Origin of the sequence: Herbidospora cretacea (genome assembly GCF_001570605.1) — a bacterium.
GTDB lineage: Bacteria > Actinomycetota > Actinomycetes > Streptosporangiales > Streptosporangiaceae > Herbidospora > Herbidospora cretacea.
Window position 1 is genome coordinate 227,914 of the sequence record NZ_BBXG01000001.1, and the last position, 14,545, is coordinate 242,458.

General features: G+C 75.5%; 1 protein-coding gene. It reads left to right on the forward strand.

Annotated features, from left to right (window positions below):
* Positions 1–125 precede the first annotated feature (125 nt).
* Positions 126–14,537, forward strand: coding sequence for a type I polyketide synthase (locus tag AW270_RS40910; protein WP_082801198.1), 14,412 nt, complete (start codon positions 126–128; stop codon positions 14,535–14,537).
* Positions 14,538–14,545 lie beyond the last annotated feature (8 nt).

Sequence of the window (14,545 nt, forward strand, 5' to 3'; positions counted from 1 at the left end):
CGTAGGGGTTGTTGGCCAGATCTGCCGCCACATAACGTTGCGAACGAAATTCGCGAAATGGCGATAGGTGTGAAAAGCGAAAATGCCGACGACCTGGGCCGGACACTCTTACGGGGTGGCATCGAATGGCGAATGAAGAGACGCTCCGCGAGTACCTCAAACTGGCCATGGCCGACTTGCAGCAGACCCGGCACCGGCTGAGGGAGCTGGAGGCCGACGCGACCGAACCGATCGCGATCGTCGGCATGAGCTGCCGCTTCGCGGGCGGCGTGCGCACCCCCGAGGACCTGTGGCGGCTGCTCGCCGACGGCGGCGACGCCGTCGGGGGCTTCCCCGACGACCGGGGCTGGGACCTCGACGCCCTGTACGACCCCGATCCCGACCGCCCCGGGACCAGCTACACCCGCGAGGGCGGCTTCCTGACCGGCGCCGGAGACTTCGACGCCGGTCTGTTCGGCATCTCGCCCCGGGAAGCCCTCGCCATGGACCCGCAGCAGCGGCTGCTGCTGGAGACGTCCTGGGAGGTGCTGGAGCGCGGCGGCGTCGACCCCCTCTCGCTCAAGGGCAGCCAGACCGGCGTCTTCATCGGCACCAACGGCCAGGACTACGCCGGCCTGCTGGTCGCCTCCGAGGACGGCGTCGGCGGCTTCGTCTCCACCGGCAACGCGGCCAGCGTCGTGTCGGGCCGCATCAGCTACGCCTTCGGCCTGGAGGGCCCGGCCGTCACCGTCGACACGGCGTGCTCGGCCTCCCTCGTCGCCCTGCACCTGGCGGTCCGGTCGCTGCGCTCGCGCGAGTGCTCGGCCGCCATCGCGGGCGGCATCACGATCATGTCGACGCCGGGCGCGTTCGTGGAGTTCTCCCGCCAGCGCGGCCTGGCCGAGGACGGCCGCTGCAAGGCCTTCGCCGCCGGGGCCGACGGCACCGGCTGGGGCGAGGGCGTCGGCATGCTCCTGCTGATGCGCCTCTCGGACGCCCGCCGCCTCGGCCACGAGGTGCTCGCCGTGGTCCGCGGCTCGGCCGTCAACCAGGACGGCGCGTCCAACGGCCTGACCGCCCCCAACGGCCTGTCCCAGCAGCGCGTCATCCTCCAGGCCCTCGCCGACGCCCGGCTCACCACCCGGGACGTGGACGCCGTCGAGGCCCACGGCACCGGCACGACGCTGGGCGACCCGATCGAGGCCCAGGCGCTGCTGGCCACCTACGGCCAGGACCGCGCCGAACCGCTGCGGCTCGGCTCGGTGAAGTCGAACCTCGGCCACACGCAGGCCGCCGCCGGCGTGGCGGGCGTCATGAAGATGGTCCTGGCGATGCGCCACGACGTGCTCCCCAAAACCCTCCACGTCGACGCCCCCACCCCCCACGTCGACTGGACGGCCGGTTCGGTCGAGCTCCTCGCCGACGCCCTGCCGTGGCCCCGGCGCGACCGGCCCCGCCGCGCGGGCGTCTCGTCGTTCGGCGTCAGCGGCACCAACGCCCACGTCCTGATCGAAGAGGCCCCCGAGGCCGAGGAGGCCGACCGGGAACCCGCGACTCCGGGTGGTCCCCGCTCGACGGCGCCGTGGGTGGTGTCCGGCAAGACCGCCGACGCGCTCGGCGCGCAGGCCGCGCGCCTTCTCGACGTCACGGGAGCGTCCGAGGACGTCGCCCATTCGCTGCTCACCACCCGGGCCACCCTGGAGCACCGGGCCGTCGTCTTCGACGCCGACGCGCTCCGCGCCCTCGCCGCCGGTGAGCAGGCCCCCGGTCTCGTCCGAGGCGTGGCGTCCCCGGCGGCCGACCGGGTGGCGTTCGTCTTCCCCGGCCAGGGCTCCCAGTGGGCCGGCATGGCGGCCGAGCTGATGGACGCCTCGCCGGTCTTCGCGGCCCGGATGGAGGAGTGCGCCGCCGCGCTCCGCCCGCACGTCGACTGGGACCTGATCGAGGTCGCCCGGGGCGGCGAGCTGGAGCGGGTCGACGTGGTCCAGCCGGTGCTGTGGGCCGTGATGGTCTCGCTCGCCGCCCTCTGGCGGCACCACGGCGTCGAGCCCTCGGCCGTCGTCGGCCACTCCCAGGGTGAGATCGCCGCCGCCTGCGTCGCCGGCGCGCTCAGCGTCGAGGACGCCGCCGCCGTCGTGGCGCTGCGCAGCAAGGCGATCCTGGCGCTGGCCGGGCGCGGCGGCATGATGTCCGTCGCGCTGCCCGCCTCCGAGCTGGTCCTGGACGACCGGCTGTCGATCGCCGCGATCAACGGCCCGTCGTCGGTCGTGGTCTCGGGTGATGTGGACGCCATCGAGGAGCTCAGAGCGTCCCTGACCGCCAGGACCCGGGTCATCCCGGTCGACTACGCGAGCCATTCGCACCACGTGGAGGAGATCCACGACGAACTTCGAGCGCTGTTGGCACAGATCTCGCCACGTGTCAGCGACGTCCCGTTCTTCTCCACGGTGACCGCCTCCTGGCTCGACACCACCACGATGGACGCCGAGTACTGGTACCGGAACCTCCGCAACACCGTCCGGCTGGAAGAGGTCACCCGGGCGCTGGGCGAGCAGGGGTTCGGCGCGTTCGTCGAGGTCAGCCCGCATCCCGGGCTCACCGCCGCCATCCAGGACACCGTCGAGAACGCGACCGTCGCCGGCACGCTGCGCCGCGGCGAGGGCGGCCCGGCCCGCTTCCTGGCCTCGCTCGCCGAGGTCCACGTCGCCGGGGGGACCGTCGACTGGCGGCTGTCCGGCCGCCGCGTGCCACTGCCGACCTACCCGTTCCGGCAGGAGCGGTTCTGGCCCCGGCCGGCCACCGGCTCCGGCGACGTCACCGCCGCCGGGCTCACCGCCCCCGGGCATCCGCTGCTGGGGGCCGCCGCGCCGCTGGCCGACGCGGGCGGGTTCCTGTTCACCGGGCGGATCGGCCTGCGCACCCACCCCTGGCTCGGCGACCACGTGGTCGACGGCACGGTCCTGCTGCCCGGCACCGCCTTCGTCGAGATGGCGCTGCGCGCGGGCGACGAGACGGGCTGCGCGCTCGTCGAGGACCTCACCCTGGAGGCCCCGCTGACCCTGACCGGCCAGGAGCCGGTCACCGTGCAGGTCGCCGTGACCGCCGGGCGGTCGATCACCATCCACTCCCGGCGCGGCGACGACGACCCGTGGACGCGCCACGCCACCGGCACCCTGGCACCCGCCGCCCCGGCGGGGGAGGGGCTCGTGACGTGGCCGGTGGGCGAGGCCGTACCGCTCGACGGCTTCTACGACTCGCTCGCCGAGGCCGGGTTCGCCTACGGTCCCGCCTTCCAGGGCCTCCGGCGCGCCTGGCGCGACGGCGACGACCTCTACGCGGAGATCTCCCTGCCGCCCGCGCCGGGGTTCGGCATCCACCCGGCCCTGCTCGACGCGGCCCTGCACACCGGCTTCCTGCGCGCCGACGGCACGCCCGGCCTCCCGTTCGCCTGGTCCGACGTCGCCCTGCACGCCACCGGCGCGACCGAACTCCGGGTCCGCCTCACCCCGACCGGCCCCGGCACGGTCACGATCACCGTGGCCGACCCGACCGGCGCTCCCGTCGCCACCATCGGCGCGCTGACCTCCCGCGCCCCCGAGAAGGCCACCACCCACCACGACGCCTTCTACACGCTCGACTGGCGGCCGGTGACCCCGGCGGGCGACGCGCCCGGCCACACGGTGGTCCGGTTCGCCCCCGAGTCCGCCGACGACATCCCGCTCGCGGCCCGCCGCGCCACCGCCCAGGCCCTCGCGCACCTCCAGGCCGACACAGACGGGATCGTCGTCTTCGCCACCTCCGGCGCGGTCGGCGTCGGCGACGAGGACGTCACCGACCTGGTGAACGCGCCCGTCTGGGGCCTGGTCCGGTCGGCCCAGTCCGAGACCCCGGGCCGGTTCGTCCTGGTCGACACCGACGACGACGCCATGATCGCCGAGGCCGTCGCGACCGGCGAACCGCAGGTCGTGGTCCGGCACGGGGAGTTCCTCGCGCCCCGCCTGGTCAGGGCCCCGCTCCCCGGGCCGGGACCCGCTTTCGACGGGACCGTCCTGGTCACCGGCGGCACCGGCACGCTCGGCGGCCTGGTCGCCCGCCACCTCGTCACCGCCCACGGCGTCACCAGCCTGGTCCTGGTCAGCCGCACCGGGCGCGCCCCCGAGCTGGTCGCCGAGCTGACCGCGCTGGGCGCGGACGTCGTGGCCGAACCGTGCGACGTCACCGACCGGGCCCAGCTCGCCGCCCTCTTCGACCGGCACGCCGTCGCGGCCGTCGTCCACACGGCGGGCGCGCTCGACGACGGCGTGATCGCCTCGCTCACCCCCGACCGGCTCGACGCCGTGTTCGCGCCCAAGGTCGACGCCGTGCTGCACCTGCACGAGCTGACCGAGGGCCCGCTGATCCTCTTCTCGGCCGCCGCCGGCATCCTCGGCGGGCCCGGCCAGGGCAACTACGCCGCCGCGAACGCCTTCACCGACGCGCTGGCCCGGCACCGCCGTCACCACGGTCGCCCGGCGACCGCGCTGGCCTGGGGGTTCTGGGCCGAGCGCAGCGGCCTGACCGGTCACCTCGACGAGACCCAGGTCGGCCGGATGGGCCGTTCGGGCGTCGCCCCGCTCGCCTCCGCCGAGGGCCTGGCGCTGTTCGACGCGGGCGTGGCCTCCGGCGCGCCGCTGGTCGTGCCGGTCCGGCTCGACCTGGCGGCCGTGCGGCGGTCGGGACAGGTCCCGCCGCTGCTGCGCGCGCTCGTCCGGGCGCCGTCGCGGCGGGTGGCCGAGACCGCCGGGGCCGACTCGTTCGCCGACCGGCTGGCCGCCGCCCCCGCCCGGGAGCGGTTCCTGCTCGACCTCGTCGCGTCGCAGGTCGCGACCGTCCTCGGCTACGCCACCCCCGAGGCGCTCGACACCACCCGCGCCTTCAAGGAGCTCGGTTTCGACTCCCTCACGGCGGTCGACCTGCGCAACCGGCTGAGCTCAGCCACCGGGCTGAAGCTGCCCGCCACGCTGGTCTTCGACTATCCGAACCCCGAGGCGCTGGCGGCGTACCTGCTGGGCCGCTTCGCCGGGGCGGCCGCGACCGCGCCGAAGCGGGCGAGGGCCGCCGCCGACGAGCCGGTCGCGATCGTCGGCGTCGGCTGCCGCTACCCCGGCGGGGTCCGCTCGCCCGAGGACCTCTGGCGGCTGGTCTCCGAGGGCGTCGACGCCGTCTCGGCCTTCCCCGCCGACCGGGGCTGGGACCTCGACGCCCTGTACGACCCCGACCCCGACCACCCCGGCACCAGCTACGCCCGCGAGGGCGGCTTCCTCGACGGGGTGGCCGACTTCGACGCCGCCTTCTTCGGCATCTCCCCGCGCGAGGCCCTCGCGATGGACCCGCAGCAGCGCCTGCTGCTGGAGACCTCGTGGGAGGCGTTCGAGCGTGCGGGCATCCGCCCCGAGTCGGTCCGGGGCAGCCTGACCGGCGTGTTCGCCGGGGTCATGTACCACGACTACGCCGGGCACCTCATCGCCGGCGGCGACGACCTGACCGAGCTGGAGGGATACCTCGGCAACGGCAGCGCGGGCAGCGTCGCCTCGGGGCGGGTCGCCTACTCGTTCGGGCTGGAGGGCCCGGCCGTCACCGTCGACACGGCGTGTTCGTCGTCGCTGGTCGCGCTGCACCTGGCCGCCCAGGCGCTGCGCAACGGCGAGTGTGATCTGGCGCTGGCGGGCGGCGTGACCGTGCTGGCCACCCCCGGCCTGTTCACCGAGTTCAGCAAGCAGCGCGGCCTGGCCGCCGACGGCCGGTCGAAGGCGTTCGCCGCCCAGGCCGACGGCGCCGGGTTCGCCGAGGGCGTCGGCATGCTGCTGCTGGAGCGCGTCTCCGACGCCCGGCGCAACGGCCACCCGATCATGGCCGTGATCAAGGGCTCGGCCGTCAACCAGGACGGCGCGTCCAACGGCCTGACCGCCCCCAACGGCCCCTCCCAGCAGCGCGTCATCCGCCAGGCCCTTGCCTCCGCCGGGCTGACCCCCGCCGAGGTCGACGCCGTCGAGGCCCACGGCACCGGCACCACCCTGGGCGACCCCATCGAGGCGCAGGCCCTCCTCGCCACCTACGGCCAGGACCGCGACGAACCCGCCTGGCTGGGCTCGATCAAGTCGAACATCGGGCACACCCAGGCCGCGGCGGGCGTCGCCGGCGTCATCAAGATGGCGATGGCCCTCCAGCACGAGACGCTGCCGAAGACCCTGCACGTCGACGCCCCCTCGCCCCACGTCGACTGGACCGAGGGCGCGGTGGAGCTCCTCACCGGCAACCGCCCCTGGCCGCGCACCGGCCGCCCCCGCCGCGCCGCCGTCTCCTCGTTCGGCGTCAGCGGCACCAACGCCCACACGATCATCGAAGAGGCCCCCGAGCCGAAGCCCCGCCCGGCCGTGCCGCACGAGGGCCCGGTCGCCTGGCCCGTCTCCGCCAAGACGGCCCAGGCGCTCCAGTCGCAGCTCGACCGCCTCCGCGAGGCCGTCGACCTCACGACCCCCGCCCACGACGTGGCCGCGTCCCTGATCGGCGGCCGGTCGGCCTTCGACCACCGCGCGGTCGTCGTGGGCACGACCACCGGGGAACTGCTCGCGGCCACCCCGGTCACCGGCTCCGTGGTCCCCGGCGGCGACCGGGTCGTCATGGTCTTCCCCGGCCAGGGCTCCCAGTGGGTCGGCATGGCCGCAGAGCTCATGGACACCGCACCCGTGTTCGCGGCGCGGATGGCCGAGTGCGCGGAGGCTCTCGCGCCCCACGTCGACTGGTCGCTCCTGGACGTGGTCCGGGGCGGCTCGCTCGACCGCGTGGACGTGGTCCAGCCCGTGCTGTTCTCGGTGATGGTCTCCCTCGCGGAACTCTGGCGCTCCCACGGCGTCGAACCGGCCGCCGTCGTCGGCCACTCGCAGGGCGAGATCGCCGCCGCCTGCGTCGCGGGCGCGCTCAGCCTGGCCGACGCCGCAGCGGTCGTGGCGCTGCGCAGCAAGGCCATCCTGGCCCTCGCGGGTCGCGGCGGCATGATGTCGGTCGCGCTGCCCGCCGCCGAGCTCGACCTCGGCGACCGCCTGTCGATCGCGGCGATCAACGGCCCGTCGTCGGTCGTGGTCTCCGGCGACGTGGACGCCATCGAGGAACTCCGCGCCGGCCTCCAGGCCCGCACCCGGGTCATCCCGGTCGACTACGCCAGCCACTCCCACCACGTGGAGGAGATCCACGACGAACTGCGGGCGTTATTGGCGGAAATTTCGCCACGTGTCAGCGAGGTCCCGTTCTTCTCCACGGTGACCGCCTCCTGGCTCGACACGACCACGATGGACGGCGAGTACTGGTACCGGAACCTGCGCAACACCGTCCGCCTGGAGGAGGCGACCCGGGCTCTCGTCGAGCAGGGTTACGGTTCGTTCGTCGAGGTCAGCCCGCATCCCGGTCTCCTGGTCGGCATCCAGGAGACGCTCGACGCGATGGAGTCGGGCGCGGCCGTCGTCGGCACCCTCCGGCGTGGCGAGGGCGGCCTGACGCGCTTCCTCACCTCGGTCGCCGAGGCCCACGTCCGGGGCGTCCGGGTCGACTGGAAGGTCACCGGCAACGCCGTCGACCTGCCCACCTACGCCTTCCAGGGGCGGCGCTTCTGGCCCGCCCCCGCCGAACCCGCCGCCGCGACCGCCGAGGACGCCGCGTTCTGGCGGGCCGTCGACTCCGGCGACCTCGACCTCGACGTCTCCCGCGAGGCCCTCGACGAGGTCCTCCCGGCCCTGGCCGCCTGGCGGCGCACCCGCGACGAGCTGGCCGTCCTCGACGGCTGGCGCTACACCATCACCTGGAAGCCCGTGCAGATCGGCGGCGCTCCCACCGGCCGCTGGCAGGTCCCCGCGACGCTGGAGCTGCCGCTGGACACCACCTCCGAGGGCGAACTCCAGGGCGTGATCCTGCACAACCCATCGCTGGAGGAGCTGCTCGCGGCCGTCCAGGACCCGCCGGCGAAGATCTGGGTCGTCACCTCGGGGGCCGTCGCCACCGGGAAGGCCGACAGGGTCGACCGTCCCGAGCGCGCCCAGCTCTGGGGCCTGGGCCGGGTCGCCGGGCTGGAGATCCCGGGCAGCTGGGGCGGCCTGATCGACGTGCCGGAGGAGCTGGACGAGAGAGCGGCGGCCCGCCTGGTCGCCGTGCTCGCCGGGGACGAGGACCAGGTCGCGATCCGCGCGGGCGGCGTCTTCGCCCGCAGGCTCGTCCACGCGCCCAAGCCCGCCGCCACCACCCCGTGGACGCCGCGCGGCACCGTCCTGGTCACCGGAGGCACCGGCGCGCTCGGCGGGCACGCCGCCCGCTGGCTGGCCCGCAACGGCGCCGAGCGCCTGATCCTCGTCTCGCGGCGGGGGCCCGACGCGCCCGGCGCGGCCCAGCTCGTGGAAGAACTTCCGGCGACCGTGGTCGCGTGTGACATCGCCGACCGGCAGGCGGTCGAGGAGCTCGTCGCGGCCCACCGCATCGACGCCGTCGTGCACACGGCCGGCGTCGGGCAGCAGACCCCGCTCGCCGACATCACCCCCGCCGAACTGCGCGAGGTCGTCGCGGCCAAGGTCGCGGGCGCGCTCCACCTGCACGAACTCCTCCCTGACCTGGACGCGTTCATCCTCTACTCGTCCAACTCGGGCGTCTGGGGCGGCGGCGGCCAGGCCGCCTATGCCGCCGCGAACGCCTACCTCGACGCGCTGGCCCAGCACCGCCGCGCGGGCGGCGGCAAGGCGACCTCGGTCGCCTGGGGCGCGTGGGCCGACGGCGGCATGGCCGCCGGGGACGCGGGCGACCACCTGCGCCGGCGCGGCCTGCGCCCGATGGACCCGGCGCTCGCCATCGCCGCGCTCCAGCAGGTCATGGACGCCGACGACACCTTCATGGCGGTCGCCGACGTCGACTGGGACCGGTTCGTCCCCGGCTACGTCGCCGAACGCGCCCGGCCCCTCATCGCCGACCTGCCCGAGGCGCGGCGCGTCCTCGACGAGGAGAGCGGCCCGGCCCAGGAGACCTCAGGCCTGGCCCGCCGCCTGGCCGCCCTCACCGGCACCGAACGCCGCCGCGAGCTGCTCACCCTCGTCCGGGAGCAGGCCGCAGGAGTGCTCGGCCACGCCGACGCGACGGCCGTCGACGCCCGGCGGGCCTTCCGCGAGATCGGCTTCGACTCGCTGACCGCCGTCGAACTGCGCGACCGGCTCAGGGCCGCGACCGGGCTGCGCCTCCCGGCCAGCCTCGTGTTCGACCACCCGAACCCCGCCGCCCTGGCCGACCACCTGGAACGCGAACTGGTCGGCACGCCCGCCGGCGCCGTCACCGCCCAGGCCGCCTCCGCCGCCGACGACCCGATCGCGATCGTCGCGATGGCTTGCCGCTACCCCGGCGGCGTCCGCACCCCCGAGGACCTCTGGCGGCTGCTGGCCGACGGGACGGACGCCGTCGGCGGCTTCCCCGACGGCCGGGGCTGGAACGTGGACGCGCTCTACGACCCCGACCCCGGCAGCAGCGGGACGACGTACACGCGGAAGGGCGGTTTCCTGCACGACGCGGGCGACTTCGACCCTGCCTTCTTCGGCATCTCGCCGCGTGAGGCGCTGGCCATGGACCCGCAGCAGCGCATCCTGCTGGAGGCGTCGTGGGAGGTGGTCGAGCGGGCCGGGATCGACCCGGCGTCGCTCCGGGGCACCCCCGCCGGGGTGTTCGTGGGCGCGTCGTCCCAGGGCTACGGCACCAGCCTCGACAGCGCGCCCGAGGGCGCGGAGGGGTACTTCCTCACGGGCAGCGCGACGGCGGTGGTGTCGGGACGGGTGGCGTACACGCTCGGACTGGAAGGCCCCGCCATCACGGTCGACACGGCCTGCTCCTCCTCCCTGGTCGCCCTCCACCTGGCGGTGCAGTCGCTGCGCAACGGCGAGTGCACCCTGGCGCTCGCGGGCGGCGTGACCGTCATGGCGACGCCGGGCGCGTTCATCGAGTTCTCCCGCCAGCGCGGCCTGGCCGCCGACGGGCGGTGCAAGCCGTTCTCGGCCGACGCCGACGGCACCGGCTGGGGCGAGGGCGTCGGCCTGCTCCTGCTGGAGCGCCTGTCCGACGCGCGGGCCAACGGCCACCGGGTGCTCGCCGTCGTGACGGGCTCGGCGGTCAACCAGGACGGCGCGTCCAACGGCCTGTCCGCCCCCAACGGCCCGTCGCAGCAGCGGGTCATCCGGCAGGCGCTCGCCAACGCGGGCCTGTCCACCCGCGACGTCGACGTGGTCGAGGCCCACGGCACCGGCACCCGGCTCGGCGACCCGATCGAGGCCCAAGCGCTGCTCGCCACCTACGGCCAGGACCGGGAGACCCCGCTCTACCTGGGGTCGGTGAAGTCGAACATCGGGCACACCCAGTCGGCCTCCGGCGTCGCCGGGGTGATCAAGATGGTGCTGGCCCTCGAACACGACGTCATCCCGCGCACCCTGCACGCCGAGGAGCCCACCCCCCACGTCGACTGGACCGCCGGAGCCGTCGAGCTGCTCACCGAGCCCACGCCGTGGCCGTCGCACGACCGGCCGAGGCGCGCCGCCGTCTCGTCGTTCGGGGTCAGCGGCACCAACGCCCACGTCGTGATCGAGCAGGCCGCCGCCGTCCGCGAGGACCGCGAGGACACCGCCGCGTTCGTGCCCTGGCTGCTGTCCGCCCGCTCCGCCGAGGCGCTCAAGGACCAGGCAGCGCGCCTCCGCGACCACCTCGACGCCGCGACCCCGCTGACCGGCCTGGCCCGCGCCCTCGCCACCACCCGCACCACCTTCGAGCACCGCGCGGCGATCACCGGCTCCACCCGCGACGACCTGCTCGCCGGGCTCGACGCGATCGCCGACGGCGGCGCCGCGCTCCGGGGCGTCGTGCACAGCGACCCCGCGACCGTCTTCCTGTTCACCGGCCAGGGCTCCCAGCGCGCCGGGATGGGCGCCGGGCTCTACGCGCGGCATCCCGTCTTCGCCGACGCCTTCGACGCGGTCTGCGCCCGGTTCGACCTCGACCGGCCGCTGCACGACGTCATCGCCACGGGGGAGGGCCTCGACGACACCGGCTACGCCCAGCCCGCGATCTTCGCGGTCGAGGTGGCGCTGTTCCGGCTGCTGGAGTCGTGGGGCGTGACCCCGGACGCCGTGGCCGGCCACTCAATCGGCGAGATCGCCGCCGCCCACTGCGCCGGGATCCTGTCGCTCGACGACGCCTGCACGTTGGTCGCCGCCCGCGCGTCGCTGATGGCGGCGCTTCCGGTCGGTGGGGCGATGGTCGCCATACAGGCCACGCCAGGCGAAATTTCGGGAAATGTCGACATCGCGGCGGTCAACGGACCGGCCTCGGTCGTCATCTCCGGCCCCGAGGACCCCGTGCTGGCCGAGGCGGCGCGCTTCCCCACGAGCAAGCGCCTGAAGGTGTCGCACGCCTTCCACTCCCGCCTGATGGACCCCATGCTCGACGACTTCCGCCGGGCCATCGCGAGTCTCACCTACAACGAGCCGGTCATCCCGTTCGAGGGCGGCCGGGACGCCGGTTACTGGGTCGACCACGTCAGGGACACCGTCCGGTTCCACGACACGCTCACCCGGCACGCCGGAGCGGTCTTCCTGGAGGTCGGGCCCGACGCGGCGCTCACCGCGATGGCCGACGCGCCGGTCGTGCCGGCCCTGAAGCGCGGCGCCCCCGAGGACGAGACGCTCGTCACCGCCGTCGCCGCGCTGCACGTGCGGGGCGTCGCCGTCGACTGGGCGCGGATCATCCCCGAAGGAGCACCCGTCGACCTGCCGACCTACGCGTTCCGGCGGGAGACGTACTGGATCAAGGCGCTGCCCGGGACCGCCGCCGGGGCGGCCGGGCTGGGGGTCGGCGCGGCCGGGCACCCGCTGCTCGGCGCAGCCGTGCCGCTGGCCGCCGGGGACGGGTTCGTCTACACCGGCCGCCTGGCCCTGGCCACCCACCCGTGGCTGGCCGACCACGCCGTCATGGGCGTCGTGCTGCTGCCCGGCACGGCGTTCGTCGAACTCGCCCTCAAGGCGGGCGAACCGGCCGGCTGCGACCGGCTGGAGGAGCTGACCCTGGAAGCGCCGCTGATCCTGCCCGAGCGGGGCGGCGTGCAGCTCCAGGTCGTGGTCGGCGAGCCCGACGCCGCCGGCCACCGGCCGGTGACGATCCACTCGCGCCCCGAGGGCGACGAACCGTGGGTCCGGCACGCGAGCGGGCGGCTGTCCGTCGCGACCGGCACCCCGGTGGAGCTCTCCGTCTGGCCGCCCGACGGCGCGGTCCCCGCCCCCGTCGAGGACCTCTACGACCGGCTCGCCGACGCGGGCTTCCCCTACGGCCCCGCCTTCCAGGGCGTCGTGGCCGCCTGGACCCGGGGCGACGAGGTGTTCGCCGAGGTCGCGCCCCCGTCGGCGGAGCCCGGCTTCGGTCTTCACCCGGCCGTCCTGGACGCCGCGCTGCACACCGGGCGGCTCGTCCCCGGCGCGGAGGGCGACGAGCCCGGCCTGCCGTTCTCGTGGACCGGCGTCGAACTGCACGCCTCCGGGGCGACCGAGGTCCGGGTCAGGCTGACCGGCTCGGGCGCCACGCGTCCCGGCCCGGCCGACGCGTCGGGCCGACCGGTCGCGACCGGCTCCGGCACCATGCGCCTCGACCTGGCCGACGCGTCGGGCCGTCCCGTCGCGACCGTGGAGGGCATCGCGACCCGCCCGGTCAGCGGCGAGCGGCTGCGCGCGGCCGGGGCCCGGCACGAGTCGCTGTTCCAGGTCGAGTGGACGCGCCTGCCCGTCGGCACCGCCGCCGTGGGCGACTGGGCCGCGCTCGGCGACGTCGGGCTCGACCTGCCCGCCTGGGACCCGGCGGGCGACGTGCCCGAGGTGGTGTTCGCGCCGATCACGCCTGTGGGCGGGGCCGTCGCCGGGGCGCACGCCGCGGTGGCCGAGGCGCTGGCTTTGGCTCAGACGTGGGTGGCCCGGCCCGGGTCGTCCCGCCTCGTGGTGGTGACACGGGGCGCCGTGCACGCCGAGGACCCCGACCCCGCCGGTGCGGCGGTGTGGGGGCTCCTCTGCTCGGCCCAGACGGAGCATCCGGGACGGTTCGTCCTGGTGGACCTCGACGCGACCCCGACGGCCGACGTCCTGGCCGCCGTGCTCGCCTCCGGTGAGCCGCAGGCGGCGATCCGCGACGGCGCGGTGTTCGTGCCGCGCCTGGCGCGGGTGGCCGTCGAGGACCCCCAGCCGGTCGACCTGTCCGGTCCCGTCCTGGTCACCGGCGCGACCGGGACCCTGGGCGGCCACGTCGCGCGCCACCTGGTGACCGCCCACGGCACGTCCGACCTGGTGCTGCTGTCCCGCCGGGGCCTGGCCGCGCCCGGCGCGGCCGACCTGGTGGCCGAGCTCGAAGGGCTCGGCGCGCGGGTGACCGTGAAGGCCGCCGACGCCGCCGACCGGGCGTCGCTGGAGGCCGCGCTCGACGGGGTCGCGATCGGCGCGGTCGTGCACGTCGCGGGTGTCGTGGACGACGGGATCGTCGAGTCGCTCACCCCCGAGCGGCTGGCCGCCGTCCTGCGGCCCAAGGCCGACGCCGCCTGGAACCTCCACGAGCTCGCCGGGGACGGCGCGTTCGTCCTGTTCTCCTCCGCCTCGGGCGTCTTCGGCGCCCCCGGCCAGGGCAACTACGCCGCCGCGAACGCCTTCCTCGACGCGCTCGCCCAGCACCGCCGCGCGACCGGCCGCCACGCCGCCTCGCTCGCCTGGGGCATGTGGGCCGACCGCAGCACGATGACCGGCGACCTGCTCCAGGCCGACCTGATCCGCATCACCCGCTCGGGCGTCGGCGCGCTCTCCACGGAGGAGGGCCTGGCCCTGTTCGACGTCGCCGTCGCCTCCGGGCACGCCGCGACCGCGCCGATGCGGCTCGACGTCACCTCGCTCCACGCGCAGGCCCGCGCCGGCGCGCTGCCGCCGCTGCTGCGCGGACTGGTCCGGGTCGCCGCCCGGCCCGCCGCCGCCGCAGCCGCCCCCGAACTCCCGGCGAAGCTGGCGGGGCTCGACCCCGCCGGACGCGCCCGGGTCCTGCTCGACCTGGTCTGCGACCACGTCGCCGGCGTCCTCGGACACTCCTCCGGCGCGGCGATCGAACCCGAGCGCGGCTTCACCGAGCTGGGCTTCGACTCGCTGACGGCGGTCGAGCTCCGCAACCGCATCAACGCGGTCACCGGGCTGACCCTGCCCGCGACGACCGTTTTCGATTATCCGACCCCGGACGCCCTCGCCCGCCACCTGGACGCCGGGCTGCCCCGGGACGGTGAGACCGCCCCGCCCGCCCACGCCGAGATCGACCGGCTGGACACCCTGCTCGACGGCCTGCGGCCGGACGACCGGGAGCGGGCCTACCTCACCGGCCGCCTGCGCGGCCTGCTGGCCAAGCTGAGCGACCCGCGCAGTGCCGCCGAAGGGGCCGTCGAACTCGAGACGGCCACGGCGGACGAACTCTTCGACCTGCTCGACAACGAGCTCGGAGTCTCCTGAATGGTGAC

Excerpts from the sequence above, each read along its gene's own strand:
- AW270_RS40910 (WP_082801198.1), top strand. The coding sequence starts at position 126 with ATGGCGAATGAAGAGACGCTCCGCGAGTACCTCAAACTGGCCATGGCC.